Origin of the sequence: Cellulosilyticum lentocellum DSM 5427 (genome assembly GCF_000178835.2) — a bacterium.
In the GTDB taxonomy this organism is placed as follows: Bacteria; Bacillota; Clostridia; order Lachnospirales; family Cellulosilyticaceae; genus Cellulosilyticum; species Cellulosilyticum lentocellum.
The window spans coordinates 2,551,779-2,572,176 of sequence record NC_015275.1; the positions used below are offsets into that span (position 1 = coordinate 2,551,779).

20 protein-coding genes are annotated in these 20,398 nt (G+C 34.6%); 3 read left to right on the forward strand and 17 right to left on the reverse strand.

Features of this window, described 5'->3' with window-relative positions; genetic code table 11:
- Positions 1 to 8: 8 nt before the first annotated feature.
- From CLOLE_RS11720 to lgt, 14 genes are all read right to left on the reverse strand, one after another.
- Positions 9 to 725: a cell division protein FtsQ/DivIB gene (locus CLOLE_RS11720; protein WP_013657330.1), complete on the reverse strand. Its 717-nt coding sequence runs from the start codon at positions 723 to 725 to the stop codon at positions 9 to 11.
- Positions 726 to 731: 6 nt separating this feature from the next.
- Positions 732 to 1,979 (reverse strand): UDP-N-acetylglucosamine 1-carboxyvinyltransferase, encoded by a 1,248-nt coding sequence (gene murA, locus CLOLE_RS11725; RefSeq protein WP_013657331.1) that lies wholly within the window; start codon positions 1,977 to 1,979, stop codon positions 732 to 734.
- A 73-nt stretch (positions 1,980 to 2,052) separates the two neighbouring features.
- Complete coding sequence (locus tag CLOLE_RS11730; RefSeq protein WP_041713716.1) at positions 2,053 to 3,267, reverse strand: FtsW/RodA/SpoVE family cell cycle protein; 1,215 nt, start codon at positions 3,265 to 3,267, stop codon at positions 2,053 to 2,055.
- 4 nt (positions 3,268 to 3,271) lie between these two features.
- Positions 3,272 to 4,636 (reverse strand): UDP-N-acetylmuramoyl-L-alanine--D-glutamate ligase, encoded by a 1,365-nt coding sequence (murD, locus tag CLOLE_RS11735; protein WP_242825798.1) that lies wholly within the window; start codon positions 4,634 to 4,636, stop codon positions 3,272 to 3,274.
- 22 nt (positions 4,637 to 4,658) lie between these two features.
- The gene (gene mraY / locus CLOLE_RS11740; RefSeq protein ID WP_013657334.1) at positions 4,659 to 5,612 is read right to left on the reverse strand and encodes a phospho-N-acetylmuramoyl-pentapeptide-transferase; all 954 of its coding nucleotides are present in this window, start codon (positions 5,610 to 5,612) and stop codon (positions 4,659 to 4,661) included.
- Between the two features lies 1 nt (position 5,613).
- Positions 5,614 to 6,984: a UDP-N-acetylmuramoyl-tripeptide--D-alanyl-D-alanine ligase gene (locus tag CLOLE_RS11745; protein ID WP_013657335.1), complete on the reverse strand. Its 1,371-nt coding sequence runs from the start codon at positions 6,982 to 6,984 to the stop codon at positions 5,614 to 5,616.
- Entirely contained in the window at positions 6,981 to 8,432 is a 1,452-nt protein-coding gene (locus CLOLE_RS11750; RefSeq protein WP_013657336.1) for a UDP-N-acetylmuramoyl-L-alanyl-D-glutamate--2,6-diaminopimelate ligase, read from the reverse strand. The genes CLOLE_RS11745 and CLOLE_RS11750 overlap by 4 nt, the downstream gene beginning before the upstream one ends.
- 62 nt (positions 8,433 to 8,494) lie before the next feature.
- A complete protein-coding gene (locus CLOLE_RS11755; RefSeq protein ID WP_013657337.1) occupies positions 8,495 to 10,444 on the reverse strand; it encodes a penicillin-binding transpeptidase domain-containing protein in 1,950 nt (649 codons plus the stop codon).
- 66 nt (positions 10,445 to 10,510) lie between these two features.
- Positions 10,511 to 12,676, reverse strand: coding sequence for a penicillin-binding transpeptidase domain-containing protein (locus CLOLE_RS11760; RefSeq protein ID WP_013657338.1), 2,166 nt, complete (start codon positions 12,674 to 12,676; stop codon positions 10,511 to 10,513).
- Between the two features lie 16 nt (positions 12,677 to 12,692).
- Positions 12,693 to 13,127: a hypothetical protein gene (locus tag CLOLE_RS11765; RefSeq protein WP_013657339.1), complete on the reverse strand. Its 435-nt coding sequence runs from the start codon at positions 13,125 to 13,127 to the stop codon at positions 12,693 to 12,695.
- A gap of 15 nt (positions 13,128 to 13,142) precedes the next feature.
- Positions 13,143 to 14,078: a 16S rRNA (cytosine(1402)-N(4))-methyltransferase RsmH gene (rsmH, locus tag CLOLE_RS11770; RefSeq protein WP_013657340.1), complete on the reverse strand. Its 936-nt coding sequence runs from the start codon at positions 14,076 to 14,078 to the stop codon at positions 13,143 to 13,145.
- Between the two features lie 10 nt (positions 14,079 to 14,088).
- On the reverse strand, positions 14,089 to 14,517 hold the full coding sequence (gene mraZ, locus CLOLE_RS11775) for a division/cell wall cluster transcriptional repressor MraZ (protein WP_013657341.1): 429 nt from the start codon (positions 14,515 to 14,517) through the stop codon (positions 14,089 to 14,091).
- A 175-nt stretch (positions 14,518 to 14,692) separates the two neighbouring features.
- On the reverse strand, positions 14,693 to 14,854 hold the full coding sequence (locus CLOLE_RS23015; RefSeq protein WP_013657342.1) for a hypothetical protein: 162 nt from the start codon (positions 14,852 to 14,854) through the stop codon (positions 14,693 to 14,695).
- Positions 14,855 to 14,975: 121 nt separating this feature from the next.
- Entirely contained in the window at positions 14,976 to 15,842 is an 867-nt protein-coding gene (gene lgt / locus CLOLE_RS11780; RefSeq protein WP_013657343.1) for a prolipoprotein diacylglyceryl transferase, read from the reverse strand.
- 117 nt (positions 15,843 to 15,959) lie between these two features.
- Here lgt and CLOLE_RS23020 point away from each other — a divergent pair, with 117 nt between their 5' ends.
- Together CLOLE_RS23020 and ychF are read left to right on the forward strand one after the other, a co-directional pair.
- Positions 15,960 to 16,118: a hypothetical protein gene (locus tag CLOLE_RS23020; protein WP_013657344.1), complete on the forward strand. Its 159-nt coding sequence runs from the start codon at positions 15,960 to 15,962 to the stop codon at positions 16,116 to 16,118.
- Between the two features lie 132 nt (positions 16,119 to 16,250).
- Positions 16,251 to 17,345, forward strand: coding sequence for a redox-regulated ATPase YchF (gene ychF / locus CLOLE_RS11785; protein WP_013657345.1), 1,095 nt, complete (start codon positions 16,251 to 16,253; stop codon positions 17,343 to 17,345).
- An 80-nt stretch (positions 17,346 to 17,425) separates the two neighbouring features.
- Here the strand turns inward: ychF and CLOLE_RS11790 are convergent, their stop codons facing one another.
- From CLOLE_RS11790 to CLOLE_RS11800, 3 genes are read right to left on the reverse strand one after another with little or no spacing between them, the layout of a single operon-like run.
- Positions 17,426 to 17,881, reverse strand: a complete 456-nt coding sequence (locus tag CLOLE_RS11790) for a GerW family sporulation protein (RefSeq protein WP_013657346.1) — start codon at positions 17,879 to 17,881, stop codon at positions 17,426 to 17,428.
- Complete coding sequence (locus tag CLOLE_RS11795) at positions 17,871 to 18,761, reverse strand: hypothetical protein (RefSeq protein WP_013657347.1); 891 nt, start codon at positions 18,759 to 18,761, stop codon at positions 17,871 to 17,873. Before CLOLE_RS11795 ends, CLOLE_RS11790 begins: the two co-directional genes overlap by 11 nt.
- Positions 18,762 to 18,775: 14 nt before the next feature.
- The gene (locus CLOLE_RS11800; protein ID WP_013657348.1) at positions 18,776 to 19,069 is read right to left on the reverse strand and encodes a hypothetical protein; all 294 of its coding nucleotides are present in this window, start codon (positions 19,067 to 19,069) and stop codon (positions 18,776 to 18,778) included.
- Between the two features lie 168 nt (positions 19,070 to 19,237).
- Between CLOLE_RS11800 and CLOLE_RS21880 the strand changes: the two genes are divergently transcribed.
- Complete coding sequence (locus CLOLE_RS21880) at positions 19,238 to 20,368, forward strand: mechanosensitive ion channel family protein (protein WP_013657349.1); 1,131 nt, start codon at positions 19,238 to 19,240, stop codon at positions 20,366 to 20,368.
- Positions 20,369 to 20,398: the final 30 nt, after the last annotated feature.

The window sequence follows — 20,398 nt, forward strand, 5'->3', positions numbered from 1 at the left end:
TATCTTTTCTATGTAATGGGATTTAAAAAAGCTTCACCTCTTTTTGCAAAAGTGCTTAAATCTAAAATACCCATATTATACTCTGCATGAACCTTGATAAGTACTTCGATTTTTTTGTCAAAATCACTTATATCACCCATTATAACATTTAACTTATCAACATACAAGTGAATTTCTTCTAGGTTGTATACATCAATTTTACTCACTTCTTTTATATACTGATGCTTTTCTAGATAACGTATAACTTCTGTTGCACAAAGCCACTCTTCATTATTCTGGATAGGTAGTACTTCTCCTATTTTGAAACTTTCAAACTTTAATCCCTGAATAATCGGAAGTTCATGATACATTTTAGGACTTTGCTCAATAACCTGTGCATTTTCATTTAAACAAATATAATTTCCCGAAAACTCAACATATGCAAATGGTGACTTTTCTACAACATCTATCTCCAATTTACCAGGAAAAATATAATTAAGTTTTACCTCTTTTATATATGGCAATTCTAAGAGCTGCTTCTTTGCTTCATTAAAAGATAAATCAAAAAAATGCTTTTTTTGAACACCTGCTGTTTGTATAATATCTTCAGCTGTATAGAAATGATTGTTCTTAACTTGTATCTCATTAATATAAAAAATAGGCATCATAAAAAATAGGAGCAATATTAGCCCTATTATGATGCCTATATACAGTTTTCTTTTCTTCTTTTGTTGTTCCTTTTTCAACTGTAACTACTCCTTCTCTTGTATCTGTGCACCTAGAGAGCTTAAATCAGTTACTATATTTTGATAGCCTCTTTTGATATAGTGGATTTGATTTACAATGCTATAACCTTCTGCAGCTAGGCCCGCTAAAACAAGCGCCGCCCCTCCTCTTAAATCAGTAGCATTAACCTTTGCTCCCATCAAATGTGTAGGCATAATATAAGCCTCATTGTCTTCCACATGAATTTTAGCACCCATCTTCATTAATTCATAAGCTGGTTTAAAACGTGCTTCAAATAAATTTTCTTTAATTCTACTTGGCGACTCACAAGTACAAAGGAGTGCCATCATTTGCGATTGCATATCTGTCGGATAACCTGGATAAGGCTCAGTGATTAATTCTATACCCTTTAAATGAGTAGGTGCCATTAAACTTACTTCATTACTGCTCGCCTTAATATGGCACCCTACTTCCTCTAACTTTTTAATAATTGTATCTAAATGTTCAATGCGTATGTCTTTTAGGGTAATATTCCCTCTGGTGATTGCTGCCGCCACCAAATACGTACCTGCTATGATACGATCTGGAATAACACGGTAGTTAACACCACCTAATTTTTTTACTCCTTGAATCTTAATCATTTCTGTCCCAGCTCCAGTAATATTGGCACCACAAGCCACAAGAAAATCTTGTAAATCAACAATTTCTGGTTCTTTAGCTGCATTATAAATCGTCGTATTGCCTTGTGCAAGCGTAGCAGCTAACATAATATTTTCTGTAGCTCCTACACTTGGTAAAGCAAGAGAAATCTCAGCGCCGTGAAGGTTTGAACTTTTACAAATAATTGTATCTTGCTGCTCTGTAATATGAACTCCCATTTGCTTTAATGCACTAAGATGTAAATCAATAGGTCTTGCACCTAACTGACAACCACCTGGTTGACTAATACGGGCTTCCCCGCATCTTCCTATTAGGGCTCCTAGTAAAATAATGGACGAACGCATTTTTTTGACTAATTCTTCACTAATGTCACAGTTCTGCAAAGTACTTGTATGAATCATCAAGTTCTCTTGTTCCCATTCTACTTTACAACCTAATTGCTTCAATATTTCTATCATAATCTCCACATCTAATATCCTAGGACAATGTTGAAGATAAGTTATATTCCCACTTAGTAAAGTCGCTGCAATAATAGGAAGAACTGCATTTTTACTGCCATCTATACACAGTTCACCTTCTAGACGCTTACCTCCATGAATAACATACTTACTCATTTAAGAGCACCTCCTGAAATAGGTAAGCTTCTATAAAACCATATTATTCCAAGAAGTAGAAATATGTGACTTATTACTTTTGCAGCTTTTCAATATCGGCACTTCTAGAAATATTAAGTAGAAGTCCCAATGTTGCTAAAAGTACTACTAAAGCCGTCCCTCCATAACTTACAAGTGGTAACTGCATACCTGTAGTAGGCAATGTATTCGTATTAACAGCTACATTAATAATTGCTTGAATCCCAATCATACTAGTAATCCCAATTGCCATTAAAGAACCAGAAAAATCTGGTGCCCGCATGGCTATAGCCATTCCTCGTATAACAATAACAGCATAACCTAACATTAAGAGAAGTGCCCCCACTAACCCTAATTCTTCACAAATAACAGCAAAAATAATATCATTATAGGGTTCCGGTAAAAAGCCTAACTTTTGTACACCTGAACCTAGGCCTACTCCAAATAACCCCCCGGATCCTACTGCTAATAATGCTTGTATCGGTTGATACCCATCTTCCGTAGGATCTGTCCAAGGATCTTCCCATACTCTAATTCTATCCAAACGATAGCCTGGTAAGATTTTATTGATAATAGGGAAATTAGGATCTTCACCTTTTGGTGTTACAGAGGCCAAGTAACGCACACCAAAAATCAGCCCCACACCTAATGCTATCAATAATAAATAGTATCTCACCTTGCCTGTACAAGAAAACATAATGACTGCTCCAATACCACCAATAACGAGTCCAGAGCTTAGATTTGTTCCTAATACAACTACTACACCTGTTGGAATAAGTACAAGTAACCAGCCCTTTAATATGTTAATGGGCCGATTCATATCCTTCTTATTTCTAATAATAAAGGAAGTCAGCATAAGGACAACTGCTAATTTAACAAACTCAGATGGTTGGATTTGTATACCTCCTATTTGAATCCAACGTTTTGCACCATTAGCTTCAATACCAATCACCTTTACACTAGCTGCCAAGAGAATACTTCCCCAGTAAAAAAGGCGTACTAAATTACGATTTGTACAGATATGATAATCAAATTTAAAGCTAATCCATAACATCGCTATGATCCCTACAGCCCCTAATCCAAGCTGCTTAATAGCTAATTTAGTAGGTGCCCACCCTTTGCCTGTACAATAATTGAAGCTCGCACTATACACCATTACAACACCAAAAGCTACAATGATTAAAATAATAGCCATTAACACAAAATCTGGTGTACTTTGTTCTTGCCTTTTTCTTCTTTTAGTAAGGTTAGTTGACCTAATTGTTTCCATCATCTCACCCTTCCAATTGCATTACAGTTTCTTTAAAGAGCTCTCCTCTTTTTTCATAGCTTTCAAACATATCCCAACTTGCACATGCTGGCGATAGGAGGATACATTCATTTGCCTTACTCTCATTATAAGCTGCTTTGATAGCGTCCTCCAAAGTTTCGAAAGTAGCTACCTGTGTAAAGCCTTCTTCTAGACATTCCTTTACAATTTGCTGTTTTGTTTCACCAATAATATAAACTTTCTCTACTAAACCGTTAAAGTGTTTAATCCAGTCTTTAAAACTTGTTTGTTTGTCCATTCCCCCAGCAATTAAACGAATAGGTTTGTTTAAGCTACTTAAACCTACTAGACCTGCAATAGCTGCATCTGTGTTTGTTGCTTTAGAATCATTAAAGAAATCTACACCCCTCTTTGTCAATACATATTCTGTACGGTGCTCTACACCTTTAAATGTTGTTAATACTTCTCTAATTAAATTTCCAGGTACACCAAAGGCGGCAGCCATAGCTATAGCTGCTAAAGCATTTTCTACATTATGAGTGCCCTTAATATGCAAGTCTTCTATTTTGCAAATTGCATGAGCCGTTCCATGAACATTTTCATATAAAGTGTCAGCTTGTACATACGCACCACAATCAGGTATTTCTTGAAGAGAAAAACTCATACACCTTGCTTTTACCTGTTTTTTTGCTTCTTCATAATAGTGATCTTTAGTGTTTAAAAGACTATATCCTTCCTCTGGTTGATTTTTAAAAATATTATATTTACAAGCACAATAATTTTCCATTGTATGATGTCTATTTAAATGATCAGGTGTAATGTTAAGTAATGCGCTGATAAATGGATGGAAGGTATCAGCTGTTTCTAGTTGAAAACTACTTACTTCTGCTACCACAATGCCATTTTCAGGTATTTGGAGCACTTCTTCACTAAAAGCCCTTCCTATGTTTCCCACCACATAAGTAGACGGATTGTATTTCTTCATAATTTCTCCTACTAAAGTGGTTGTCGTTGTTTTACCATTTGTTCCTGTAATAGCAATAATGGGAGCCTTGCAGTACCATGAAGCAAATTCAAATTCTCCTGTAATCTTTTTTCCTAGCTGTTTAGCTAGCTGAACGACTTCAATCTCCGGAGAAATCCCTGGGCTCATCACCACAAGGTCAAATGCTTTAACATCAGGCATTTCTCCTAATGTATACATTATTCCTTGTGATTTAAGCTCATTAATGGTTTGTTTAGCTTCTTCTTGCCATGCTTCATAAGGTTTACCATCATAAATACAAACCGTCGCACCTTTTTGATGTGCTAACTTAGCAGCACCAATACCACTTCTGGCATTACCCACTACTAAAACATTTTTTCCCATGATTTCCACGTTACTTTCCTCCCTATAAGGCAATAAGCCCAATTAAACACATAATGGCAGTAATAACCGAAAAAACTGTTACAACCTTTGTCTCTGGCCATCCTCCTAATTCAAAATGATGGTGAATAGGTGCCATTCTAAATAAACGTTTTTTTGTTTTTTTGAAATATGCCACTTGTAAAATAACCGAAATATTTTCTACTACATAAATAAATCCTACTATTAAAATAAACAACGGCATTTTCATAACAAAAGCGGTAGCAACCACAAAACCACCTAATGCAAGAGATCCTGTATCCCCCATAAATACTTTGGCAGGATAGCTATTGAATAATAAAAAGCCCAGTAAACTTCCTACTGCCGCTGCTGCAATAGGTACGACATTACTTTGAATTCCCCATGCAATAGCTGCAAAATAAGTAGCAACTAAAACAGTTACTCCTGAAGCTAAGCCATCTAAACCATCTGTTAAATTAACTGCATTAACTAGCCCCAGTACACCTACTACTAAAAATGGCCAATATAAAACACCCATATCCCACTCACTTCCGCCTGTGAATGGTAGAATAATGCTAGTACCTAACCCCACATAATTCGCTAGTAAATACGCAAAAATACAAGTTACAATCAATTGTCCTATAATTTTTTGCATAGCTGTTAAACCTAAAGAACGCTTTTTTACAACCTTAATATAGTCATCTATAAATCCAATAATACCAAAACCTAAAGTTACAAATAAAATAGTTTGAACCTCTTTATTATTAACAATAAATAATAAGCTTGTTAAAACAAGGCTAGCCAATATGATAATACCCCCCATTGTTGGGGTCCCTGACTTTTTAAGGTGAGAATTAGGTCCATCGGTTCTTACATTTTGCCCAAATTTTAATTTTTGTAATAATGGTATTACAAAGGGGCTCATTACAATATTTAAAAAGAATGCAATTAAAACCGCATATAATGCTTCATTTTTCATCTCACTTCACCTTTCTTACTGCTTCTAGCATTTCTTCAAAATGCATCCCTCTAGATGCCTTAAATAAAACGGTATCTTCTGCTTGAAGTTCCCTTTGCATTACTTCAATAAACGCTTCTTTCGTTGGATAATAAAATGTTGGTGCACCTTCTTGTTCTTTGGCACCCTTAAAAATATATTCTGCTAGAGTCCCTACTGCATAAACTCTATCAATCCCTATTTCAGCAGCAAATGCTCCTACCTTTTTATGAAGTTCTGGGGCAAATTCCCCCATTTCAAACATATCACCTAACACTGCTATTTTTCTTCCCTTTGTATCATAATCTCTAAGTACCTTAAGGGCCGCCTCCATAGAGTCAGGACTAGCATTGTAAGTATCATCAATAACTGTTATTTGATTATCATAAGTTTCAAGATGCATACGCATTTTTGCTGGTGCATAGCTTTCTAATCCCTTTTGAATTTCAGCCTTACTTAAACCTAAATATTGGGCGACAGCAATAGCAGCCAGTGTATTATATACCATATGTTCTCCTAATGCCTTAATACGTATGTTGCACTTATACTGCGGTGTTGTCACTATTGCAGTAGTATATTCTCCTTCATTGGCAATAGCCTCTGCATAATAATCATTACTTGTATTTAAACCGTAAGTCACCTTATTAAAAGGTAATTCACCCACTGTACTTAAAAGGTCATTATCACCATTAAGTACTAATAAGCCCCCTGGCATCAAACCATCTAATATTTCAAGCTTTGCTTTTAAGATACCTTCTCTACTTCCAAGATTCTCAATATGTGAGGTTCCCACATTAGTAATAACTGCCACTTCTGGTGCTGCTGCTAAACTTAATCGATGAATTTCGTCAAAATGATTCATGCCCATTTCGATAACCGCAGCTTCATGTGATGCATCCATTTTAAATAAGGTAAGTGGCAAACCTATTTCATTATTGAAATTACCATCCGTCTTATGCACATGCCACTTGCCACTTAAAACAGCTGCAACCATCTCTTTTGTACTTGTTTTTCCTACACTACCTGTAATTCCTACAACTGGTACTGTAAATTGATTTCTATAATAATGTCCTAGATCTAGTAACGCTTGTCTCGTATCCTCTACCTTAATAGTCCATAAACGGGGGTCAATCACTTTATCCTCCATAGTTAAGGTGGCAATTACTCCTTTTTCGTATACACTTTTAATAAACTCATGTCCATCAAAGCGATCACCTTTCAGGGGTACAAATAAACCATTTGTTACCTGACTTCTTGAGTCTGTTGTAATCACCTCAATAGGTTGTTTTATTAAACCTTCTTGAATACATTTGCCTCCTACAGCTGATATAATGTCTTGTATATCTAATTTCATTCTATTTCCCCCTGTAGATACGCATTAACAATTTCACTATCATCAAAGTGGATAATTCTATCTTTTAAAATTTGATAATTTTCATGACCTTTGCCTGCAATCAGTACAACATCTTCAGCTTTTGCTTCACTTAATGCCATTTCAATAGCAGCCTTACGATCTTCAACTTTAACATAATTATCTGTTATTGCCTTAACACCTACTTCTACTTCGTCTAAGATTAGAAGCGGATCTTCAGTTCTTGGGTTATCAGAGGTAATAAAAACATGATCGGAATAAGTAGCAGCAATTTTTCCCATAATTGGCCTCTTTGTTTTATCACGATCTCCCCCACAGCCAAATACTGTGATAATATGACCTTGTGCAAATTCTTTTATAGTTGATAAAACATTTTCTAAGCCATCGGGTGTATGCGCATAATCAACTAATACACTATAACCTTTGATAGATTTAAAAGCTTGCACCCTGCCAGGAACACCTTTTGCTATTTTTAACGTTGCAAGAATATGTGTCATTGGAATTTCTAATGCACGGGCTGCTGCAATAACTGCTAATGTATTATAAACAGTAAATTTACCTGGAATAGGCACATCAACCTTAAAGGTTCCCTGGTCACACACTAAAGTATATTCTACACCTGCAGCAGTTATTATTACATTTGTTGCTTTGTAATCTGCATCCTTGTCAATGGCATACGTTACAAGATTACATGTAGCACCTTTAATAATTTCGTTTATATAATCACTATCTTTATTAACAATACCTGTTTCACACATAGTAAAAAGCTTTGCTTTAGCTGCAGCATAATTTTCCATCGTTTGATGAAAATCTAAATGATCTTGAGTAAGATTCGTAAATATACCCACTTTAAAATCAGAACCTGCTACACGACTTAATGCTAAAGCATGTGAAGAAACTTCCATTAAAGTTGTGTCTACTTGACTTTCTACCATCTTTTTAAATAAAGCTTGTAAATCTAAAGATTCAGGTGTTGTACGCTCAGCTTTTAAAATTTGACTTCCTATACGATTTTCAATCGTTCCAATAATTCCTATTTTTTTATGATAAGCTTCTAAAATCTGTCCTAATAAAAAAGTAATACTTGTTTTACCATTAGTTCCTGTTACACCTACAAGTTCAAATTGCTTTGATGGATGTCCATAGGCATTATTCGCTACTAATGCCATAGCTAGCCTTGTATCCTCCACCTTAATGATTGTAACATCTTCTTTTATCTCTACATCTTTTTGTACTAAAATAGCTTTTGCACCATTTGCAATGGCCGCCTCAATAAATTGATGGCCATCGGTTTTAAATCCCTCTATAGCAATAAATAATCCCGCATTTGTCTTGATACGTGAATCATAAATCATATGGTCAACTTCCTGATGTTCGTTACCTTTTACACATACATAATTTAGTCCCGTTAATAGTTTACTTAGTTCCATGGTAACCCTCCTTATTCATTTCCTAGTTATTATAGCACGACTCATTCAGATAAAAAAGTCATCTAGTCTGTATAAAGAATAATTTTCGTCGTTTTGTTAATGACCTCTCCTTCTAAAGGAAATTGATTAACAATTTGACTTCCTTCTCCTTCAATTCGAATCGCAACTCCTTGCTTTTCCGCTAGGCTTTTTGCTTCTGTAACTTTTATTCCCACAAAAGAAGGTACCATTACTTTCTGAACTTCATCCAACTTCTGTTCTGTCTCTGAATAAGTTGGTTCAACCCCTAAATAAGGAAGCGCATTAGATAAAACTTCTTTCATAACAGGTCCTGCAATAGTTCCACCATAATAAGTACCTTGGGGCTCATCAATAATCACCAGTGTCATTACCACTGGATTTTCAGCTGGCGCAAAAGCCAGAAAAGAGGCTGTATATTTTCCCGAACCACGGGGTAATTTTTGTGAAGTAGCAGTTTTTCCCCCTATACGATAACCAGGAATATACGCTTTCTTACCTCCTCCTTCAGAAACAACGCTCTCTAGGATCTTTTTTAGGCGCTCACTTGTTTCACTCGAGATAATTTGTTCACCTTTAGCATATTCAAAGGTTGTCAATACTTCCCCCCTATCATTAACAATCTCTTTACCAAAATGTGGCGTTACTTTATAACCACCATTAACAGCTGCTGCACCTGCAGATAAAAGTTGCATAGGTGTAATTTGAAAAGATTGCCCAAAAGACATGGTTGCTAATTCTACAGGTCCAATATTACTTTTATTATGTAAGATTCCTACTGCTTCCCCAGGCAAATCGATGTTTGTCTTGGATTTGAAGCCAAATTTTATCATATAGTCGTAAAATTTACTAGCACCAACACGTTCTGCCACCTCCATAAAAACTGGATTGCATGAATTTTGAACCCCCTGCACAAAATTCTCGGCGCCGTGAGAACGTGGACTGCGCCAACATTTGATGGTTCTTCCAGCTACTACTTTACTTCCTGAACAGTTAAATTGACTATTCTCGCTTACCACATTCTCTTCAAGTCCCATGGCTGAAGTAAAAATTTTAAAGGTAGATCCTGGTTCATAGGTATCATTAATGGTGAAGTTTCTCCACATTTGATTTAAGAATTCTTGCTTTTCTTTTGATGAGTATAAATCCCAATTATTCGCTATACCTTCATTGTTAATGGTAAAAGGTGCATTAAGGTCAAAGTCTGGTTTTGTAGCTAATGCATAAATTTCTCCATTTTGGGGATTCAACATAATAATAGCCCCTCTTTTAGCTCCTTTCATCTCCACAGCTTTTTCTATAGCTTGTTCAGCATACTCTTGCAAAGTTAAATCTAGGGTTGTTACAAGGTGATTGCCATTTTCCGGATTAATCCTTACCTCAACTTCTTCCTCTCTTCTCTCACCTTTACCATTGGTTTCCATTAAGATTTTTCCTGGAATACCCTTCAGATAACTATCATACTTGACCTCTAACCCAATAATGCCTTGATTATCTTTTCCTACAAACCCTAATGTCTGCGAAGCTAATGTATGGTAAGGATAATAGCGTTTTGAATCTTCATCTACTTTCACACCTGATAAATTCAGGCTACGAATTTCATCTGCCAAACTTTTTTCTACCTTTGTAGCAATACGCATGAAAGCTACTCGCTTTGTCACCTTCTTATAAACTTCATCGTAGTCCATATTCAAATGCTCAGATAATACTTTTGCAACACGTTCTGGTTCCGTAATTTGTGCATGTACTACACCAATAGTAGCAACTGAAGCACTTTTTGCAAGTACATTTAAATTCCGGTCATAAATATTTCCTCTAGTGGGAGTAATGGCTCTATTTCTCGTTTGCTGTTCATCTGCTAGTTCTTGAAGTTTTTTTCCTTCTATAACTTGTACATAAGCTAAGCGCACACCCATTCCTAAAAGACCTAATGTAAAGCAAAGCATTATAATCAGCATTCTTCTCTTTAAAGCAAGAGAAACATCATTTTGCATAGAAAAACTCCTCCTTTAAAAGTTGTCTTACCTAAAGTGTATTTTAAAGGAGGAGGCATTATGCCATTATTCAGTTGTTTTTACGATAATCTTATTATTTTTTTCTATTTTTGTACCAGCTTTTGGCATTTGACTCGATATACTTCCTGAGATAGCACCTTCAATTACAAATTTACCTTCTACTAATGTCTGTGCTTCTTCTATTGTTTTTCCTATCAAATCTGGAACCTCTTCTATTTGATCCATTTGGTTAGTTTTTAAATAAAGTTTTACACTTCCACCTTTATTCCATAAAGCCTGAGCCTTTGGTGCTTGATCTATAACCTCACTACCTACACCAACAAACTCATAGTCTAACTCATTTTGCTTAAGAATCTCTACCGCTTCATAAATATTTTTATTAGAAACATCAGGTACTACACTTACTGTACTTGCTGCATTCTCAGCGCTAACATTCAACTCAATATCTAAATAAGGTAAAATATTTTCCATCATTTCTTTAAAAGCAGCTGAAGGAGCACCTGTTTTATCAGGTAAACCATCAAAAACAACTAATCCTACAACTTCAGGTTTACTGATAGGTGCAGCTCCAATAAAGGAAACAACATATTCATCTTCTGGACGCTCTAACTTGCCGTCAACATTCACCCGCTTTTCACCAGTTCCTGTTTTCCCACCAATATCATACCCTGAAATAGCCGCTGCTGTACCAGTTCCATCCTCTACTACCTTTTTCAAATAGCTCGTCACAAGAGTAGAAATCTCAGAAGAAATAACCGGACGACGTACTGCTTTTTTCTGATTAAGAAGTTCTTCACCGTCTTCATTTATAATATTAGAAACTACATAGGGTTCCATAAGATACCCACCATTAACGACTGCTGAAAAAGCTGTAATAAGTTGCAACGGCGTAACTGTCAGGTTTTGCCCCATTGAATAAGTTGCTTTATCCACAACATTTAATTTCTTGCCTAGTAAGCCAACTTCTTCTCCAGCTAACTCAATACCTGTCTCCTCGCCAAAACCAAAGCGCTTAATATACTCTAAGAAAACATCATTATCCATACCGCTAGTAAGCTCCATCATTCCCACATTACAAGAGTTGGCTATTACCTCTTCCAAAGTTTGTACACCATGTCCACCAGTTTTCCAACAACTAATTCTTGTATCTGCTACAACCTTATATCCTGGACAATTGTAGGTTTCATCCCCTTTAATAACACCTTCTTCTAATGCCATTGCCATAATAATGGGTTTCATAGTAGAACCGGGTTCATACATATATTGCATGGTATGATTTTTCCACGCCTCTAAAAGCTTTTCTGTTTGTTTATCTAAAGACAACCCTTTCCAAGTACTGGCTCCTAATTGTTCACTTAAATCATTATATGTATTCGGATTATAACTAGGATAGGAATACATACTATAAACCTCACCTGTATTAGGATTCATTATGATTGCAGATGCATTAATGGGATTATACTGCTCAATATATTTTTCCATAGTTGTAGTTACATATTGTTGAATCACTTCATCCAAAGTTAAGGTAATCGTACTTCCCGCTTCTGCATCTTGTAATTGTCTTGTGATAATTTTAGAACCTTCCATCTGTGAAAATTCTCTACCTGGCTTACCTGCCAAATAGGATTCATACTGTTGTTCTATACCGTATTTTCCTTCTTCATTTTTATTAAAATAGCCTAATACTTGTGCAGCCAACTCACCTGCTGGATACTTTCTTACATAAGTTCTATCTAATGCTACTCCTCCCAAACCTTTAAGAGGCTCTGCTTTTTCAGTAGATATTCTTTTAGCTAGAATATAATATTTTGAATTAGATCTTTCATTAACGATGTTTCTTATTTCATCGACTGTTTTGTCTACCTGTTTAGCTAATGTAGCATATAATTTTTCTTGTTGTTCTTCTTTAAGCGTTAGAATATCTTTAGGGCTTAAAATAACATTATACGCCAAAACACTTGTAGCCAATGTCTTATGATTTCGATCTACAATATCACCACGCTGAGCTGCTATAATAGATTCACTTCTGGTCATATTACTTAAAGCACCCTTGGTATATTCTTCCCCTTTAAAGATTTTAATACTTGTTACTTGCCAACCTAGAAATAAAAAAACACCAAAGAAGCATATATTCAAAATAACAATACGCCTGTTCAGGTGTTTTCTAGTCACTAGGTTATGCTTTTTCTTTGCTCTTGTCCGTTTTTTCATCTTTTTACCTACTTCTTTACTTCTCGTATGAGGTATAACTCTCTTCTGATAACTCAATATAAACGATTTGATGTGGTAAAGGCTCTCTCATACCAAGTTCATTTGCTGCACGTTCACGTATATAATCTAAGTTAAGCTTTTCTGATATCGTCGCTTGTGTTTCACTAATAGCACTTTTTACTGCTATCATATTATTTTTTAATTCAATCAGTTGACCTTGTTTGGCGCGAAGCGAAGCATAACTATTAATATAAAGAAAGGCACTTGTAAATAAAACAACACCACAAAAAGAAAGTTGCATACCAAAAGCAATATCTAATTTTTTCTTTTGAGCTTTTCTTGGACGTTTTAATGGCTCAGTACTTGGTACAGGACTAATAATCGGCTGTTCATAAGCCCGTGCTGTACTATCATACTGGTAATTATACCCCTTCTTAAACTCCTTTGCCATACTTCACCCCTCCAATTATAACTTCTCTATAATTCTTAATTTAGCACTTCGAGAACGTGGATTAATTTCTATCTCCTCATCTGAAGGTAAAATTGGTTTTCTTGTTATTACCTTTACAAGTGGTTTTTTCCCACATACACATATTGGAATATGTGGTGCACAAGTACAAGGGTTTTCCAAATTTCTAAAAGCATGCTTTACAATTCTGTCTTCTAAGGAGTGAAAAGTAATAATGCAAAGTCTTCCTCCACTATTGAGCTTATCCACTATCGCTTTAATAGTAGGTTCAATAATTTCTAGCTCTCTATTGACTGCAATACGTATAGCTTGAAAAGTACGCTTAGCAGGATGTGGCCCATCCTTCCTTGCCCCTTGAGGAATTGCCTTTTTAATCACTTCTACTAATTCATAGGTTGTTTCAATAGGCTTTTGTTTTCTTTCTTCTACAATGAATTGAGCAATTCTTTTAGCCCATTTTTCTTCTCCATATTCTTTAATAATACGAAACAGCTCTTCTTCTGCCATATCATTAACAACTTCGTATGCTGTATAAGCCCCATCTTGATCCATGCGCATATCAAGTGGTGCATCATGCATATAAGAAAAGCCTCTAGAAGGTTCATCCAATTGATGTGAAGAAACACCTAAATCAATAAGCATTCCATCTACTCCTTCTATTCCTAATACTTCTAACACCTCTGCTACTTTTTCAAAATTGCTATTAACAATTGAAACTTTAGGCTTTACATCCTTTAGCCTTTCGGTAGAAACTGCTAAAGCATTTTTATCTTGGTCAATTCCAATAAAATGCCCTTCTTCTGTTAAATAGTTACATACTACTCTGGCATGTCCAGCCCCACCTAATGTACCATCTACATACGTCCCATTAGGCTTAATGGCCAAACCTTCAATACATTCATTTAATAATACAGATACATGTTCAAATTTCATTTTATCACCTTTATATTCCTAACTCTTCCATTTGCTCAGCTAGTAATTCTACATCCAAACTTTCATTATTATAAGCTTCCCATTTACTATTACTCCATACTTCAATTCGATTACTCATTCCAATAAATACTATGTCTTTTTCAATCTCAGAATATACTCTTAAATGAGTTGGAATCAAAATTCTGCCTTGCTTATCCGTCGTACACTCCACTGCCCCCGATAAAAAGAAACGAACAAACTTTCTTGCATTTAAATTAGTAAGTGGTAACCCTTTTAGCTTTTGCTCAAAAAGCATCCATTCAGAAAGGGGATAAATAAATAAGCATCCATCAAGTCCTTTCGTTAGGATAAAACATTCTCCTAGCTTTTCCCTATATTTAGAAGGAACGATAACTCTGCCTTTTTCATCAAGACTATGCTTATATTCACCTATAAACATTCACCACTCCCCCCCACTTCTCACCACTTACACCCATTTTCTTATATTTTAGGCTGTTTTCATGAAAATTTCAAGTCAAATCTTAATAAATCATTAACTTTTTATTAAATAGCAAATCTCTCTCAAGTTTATGACACACAAAAAGGGCTAACCCCATAGGGTTAGCCCTTTATTACTAGTGATGACTTAATGATTTATAATACTTAACAATTTCTTTATCTAATTTAATACTTAGTGAGTAAATTCCCGGTGTTTTACATCCAGTTGGACCAGCAGTATGCAAGAGCTTGTTTAAATTATTTTGCATAAATGTAATGCTCTTTTTCACTTCATTCATATTAATCCCCCTTAAACAAAAAAAACAAAAATTAAACCTTTTTTATCTATATAAGGTATTATAATATAGTTTTTGGAAGAAAACAACAATTATTCTCTTTTTTTGGATAATTAATTCTATTTTATTGTTTAATAAATGATTTTCGACACATAATTATTCCAATTATTCCCAAAATTATGGATGATATGGCAACAGTTTGAGAAACTGGAATCCCAGTAAGGTGCAGTAATAACTGATCCGTACGTAATCCTTCTATCCAAAATCGTCCTATTCCGTAGCCAATTAAATATAAACAAAAGATTTCTCCATTACACTTTTTATGCTTTCTATAAAATAACAATAGGATAAGCAAAATGAAATTCCAAGTTGATTCATAGAAAAATGTAGGATGTACTTGAATATATTCGGCAGTTCCAAAAGTCTCAAATCGTACAATATGATTAAGTACTTCATCTGAAAGAGGCGGTTTTGCTTCTGATTTTAAAATAGCCATAGCTAAAGGATTGTTGGTATAACTACCAAAAGCTTCTTTATTCACAAAATTACCATACCTTCCAATCGCTTGACCCAAAATCAAACCATAGGTGGCAATATCGGCAAATTGGAAGAACTTAATCTTCTTATATCTTGTGTAAATAATAGCAACAAGAATAGACGCAATAATGGCACCATAAATAGCAATCCCACCTTGTCTAATATTAAAAATTTCTCCTAAGTTTTCCTTATAATAATCCCACTTAAATGCTACAAAATAAATTCTAGCACCTAAAAGTGCAAAAAGGATATCATATAATACAAAATCCGTTATGATTTCTGGATTTATTCTTTCCTTCTTAGCAATATAGACGGCCAAAAGTGTACCTAAAATAATACCTGTGGTTAAAATAATGCCGTACCAATAAACTGTTATACCAAAAACGCTAAAAGCCTCTGCTGATAAATGAAATGATAGTCCCAAATGAGGGAAATAAATGTTTGGTATTTCCATAATACACCTCCTTCTAGGACTTATTATAGGAGATTTCATCAATCCTGTAAACGAGGTATAATTCTATTTCATTTTATTCATACTAGCATTAAACTTAATTTAAAGGAGAATCTACCCATGACATCCCAATTCCCACATTATCGTGTTGTAGCTAGACAAAAAGAAGGACAAGACGATTGTTCTTTACGTTCTATCCTCTCACTTCCATCTACTCTATTCTTTTTTGGCATTTTATTAGGTTTTTTCCTAAGTAAAAGTTGCTGTCATCGTAAATAAAACTGCATTTTATTGCAGTTTTATTTATTATGCGATAAACTATACATGATAAAACATATCACTCTATTTATTTCACAGATTCCTCTTGATCAAAGAGGTGAGGATAACTGAGTTTGAGGAAGGATGAAACATATGAAACTTGGAATAGTTGGACTACCTAACGTAGGAAAAAGTACACTATTTAATGCATTAACTAAAGCAGGTGCAGAATCTGCTAACTACCCATTTTGTACAATCGAACCTAACGTAGGGGTTGTAGCTGTACCTGATAAAAGATTAGAAGTATTAAAAAACATGTATAATTCACAACGCGTCTTACCTGCAGCTATCGAATTCGTAGATATCGCTGGGCTTATTAAGGGCGCTAGCAAAGGTGAAGGATTAGGAAATCAATTCCTTTCTCATATCAGAGAAGTGGATGCTATTGTACAAGTTGTGCGTTGTTTTGAAGATGATAATATTGTTCATGTTGATAAGACCGTAGATCCTATTCGTGATATTGAAACTATTAATTTAGAACTTGCTTTTGCTGATATGGAAGTCTTAGAAAGAAGAATTGCCAAATCTGCAAAAGTTGCCAAAACCGATAAAACAATAGCTGCAGAAGTTGCTATTTTACAAGAAATCTATAGTACTTTAGAATCTGGCAAAGCTGCACGCACACTTTTAGGTGAGGATGCTGACAAAGATGCCTTTATTGGTTCATTAGGTCTTATTACCGCTAAACCTATGCTTTATGCCGCTAATATTTCTGAAGAAGATTTAATTGGTGATGTTGAAAATGACTATGTTAAACGCGTAAAAGACTTTTCTTCCGCAGAGGGTTCTGAGACTTTCGTTATTTGTGCTAGCATTGAACAAGAGCTTTCAGAATTAGATGATGAAGAAAAACAAGTATTTTTACAAGATTTAGGGCTTGAGTCTACTGGCTTTGACCGCCTTGTTGCAGCTAGTTATAAATTACTTGGTTTAATTAGCTACTTAACTGCTGGTCCACAAGAAGTACGTGCTTGGACAATTACTGTTGGAACCAAAGCCCCTGGTGCTGCTGGAAAAATCCACTCAGACTTTGAGCGTGGTTTTATTCGTGCAGAAATTGTTAACTTTGATGATTTAGTTGCTTGTGGTTCCTACACCGCTGCTAAAGAAAAAGGTCTCGTACGCCTTGAAGGAAAAGAATACGTAGTACAAGATGGGGACATCATATTATTTAGATTTAATGTATAGTTCTTATAGCATTAAATCAATAGCAGAAAAGGGAACTAGGTTTGATGACCAAGTTCCCTTTTCTGCTATTGATTACTCGCTTATTTTTCTTTTTCTAAATCATGATAGTGATCACTATTTGCATCCATAACCTTTGTAGCTTCTTCACCAGTAAATTTTGCAATTAAATCAGGCACTTTTGCTACTAAACCAGGAATCATATCAATTAACTTAGTAATACTATCTTGATTACGTATATTAATTAATTGAGTAGTTCCGTTTTGAATAACAAGCATGGCACTAGGTGTTACTTTAGCACCTAAACCTCCTGCTCCTGCTCCTGTTCCTCCCTCTACTCTCTTTTCTCTTTCTTTACGACGCTCTGTATATTTATTACTAGCAGTAGAACCTGATGCTGCAGCAAAACTCACATCTATTAAAGGAACTAATATGGTATTATCAATATGAATAGGCTCACCCACTACTGTTTTAGTCGTAATAAAATTTTCTAACTGTTCCATTAACCCATTTAATTCTTGATTTACTTTACTCTCCATCTTCTTCTTCCTTTCTCTTTCTTAATATCAATTTTATAGATTCCCTTACTGGTTTATACCATAAAAACGCTATGATACGCTTTAAAATACCACCTATACAGAACTTCCCTTCTGCCAAAAAGCCTCCCCATATACCTGGCGTTTCATAATTCCCTTTTATAATACCATGCTGATAATACCACGGATAAAGCATAATAAGCTTCGCCATAAGCTCGCCCGTTTCTGCTGGTTCTTCTTTTCCTACAACGAGTTCAAAAGACCACTCCTTAGGCCCAATATAAATAATAATGTCTTTTAATAATTTACAAATACTTTTTAATAACCTCCAAAAATAAGGAAGAGAAACTATTTCTCTTATTAAGCCTATATTTGAGTCAGTATGGTTTTCTTTTTGATCTGATTCTTCAGATGCCATGCGAGATGCTTGTGCTGTTTTTCCTGTACCTTTACTTTCTTTTATAGAAGAAACGGTCTTATAAGTAGCTTGTTGCTTTTTTGTCATTTGTTTTTGTACATCTACTTGATCATCTTTTAGCTGATCCTTTACGTGATCTTGCTCATATTTTGTTGTAGGATGAACTACTTTAGATATTACAGCTACTTCCTGCTCTTTTAAAGATAGCTCTTCTTTCTCAAAATAAAGTCTTTTACCAAATGCTTTTATTTCCTGATATTTGATACCATCTTGTAAATAAAAATGTCCCTTAACGCCTCTTAAATACCTTACCTTTACATCGTAATTTAACTGATCGTATTTTTCAAGATAAGCTTCATAACGAACAGGAGCTACTAATGCAAGCATACATAAGAAAACAAACACACTGATGCATGCAAGTACAGTCCATAGGATTATTTTTATTATTAACCATATCATGCCCATTATGCACCTCTTTCTTATGTGGTTAATACCTCATAACTCATAATCTGCTTGTTATAAATATTATCTATAAGGCTTGCTATATACCTAATAGCACCTTCTCTTGTCTGCATAATCCCTATAACGTAGCACGCCTCATATCGTTTCGTTAAATGCTTTGCTTCAATCACTTCAAATAACCAGTGATCACAAGGTGAACTGCATACTAAATAAACACTTCCTTTATATTTATTTCTTTTTACTAACTGATTCTTCTTCCAAGTTGTCCACTTAACGCCATCTTCAACCCATAATTCCTTTGAAATTCTCATTGATTACGCCTTTTCCTTATTCTTTTACTGTTAATACTATTGACTTGAACTTGTTATATTATACCATATTCTCTTGTATTTTGCCTAGAAATAGCTTTTATTTATTGCAATATCATTGTATAATAATACGTAAAATATAAGTATCAATATATCTAGAAAGGTTACACAATGAATTTATTTACTACACTTATTAAAGATCCCTTTTATATAAGACTTATAGGTGCTGCTTTAGTCTTATTCATTTTTATTATTGCTAAACGCATTTTAAGCAAACTGGTTATTAAATTTTTATCCAAGATTCAGTTTAAACAAAAACGATTAGACATTGTTCTTTTTGATTGTTTGCAAAAACCTTTTAATTATCTGTTTCTATTTACAGGTATATACATGGCTCTCGCTATTTCACCGTTTATTTATTATCAAACACCTTCAGAGCAATCGTTTATTTTAGGAGAATTAACGATTCCAATTAGTATTATTTCCAAAGCTACATTAACTAAGTATTATAGTGTGATTATTATAGGGATCATAACTTGGGCTATTTACGATCTTGAACATATCTATGAACAGTTATTTAGTAACTTTAATATGCGCGTTGCTTTAATTGACAATACTTTATTTATTCGTTATATGGCACGTATTATTCGCTTTATTACGGTAACTATTGGTGTTATGCTTATTTTAATTACTTTAGTACCTAATCTTTCAACCATTATTACTGGTGTTGGAATAGGTGGTGCTGCTGTTGCTATTATCTCAAAAGATTCCATTGCCAACATTTTTTCAGGTATGATTTTACTTTTAGATAAGCCCTTTGTTATTGGTGATTGGGTCGAATTAGGTACTATTGAAGGTATCGTTGAAGACATTAGTTTTCGTAGTACACGTATTCGTACTTTTACTCAAGGATTAGTTGTTATTCCAAATGCCACTATAGGAAATTCTAATATTACTAATTGGAGTCGCATGAGTAAAAGGCGTGTTAAATTTGATTTAGGTGTAGCTTATGCCACTTCCACCACTCAACTTAAAACCTGTATCACAAAGATCAAAAATTATTTAGAAACCCACCCCGATATTGAAGCAGATACTTCTCTTGTTGCTTTCGAAAACTTTGGGGATTATGCATTAAACATTCAAATCATTTACTATGTTTTAAAGACTGACTACCCTAGCTATCTAGCTATTAAAGAAGTTGTTAATTTGGAGCTTATTGCTATTTGTGATAGTCTTGACATTTCTATTGCATTTCCAACACAAACCCTTATGATTGAAGGGCAAAATATACAAAGTAAATAAAATAATAGGCATCTCATAGATGCCTATTAT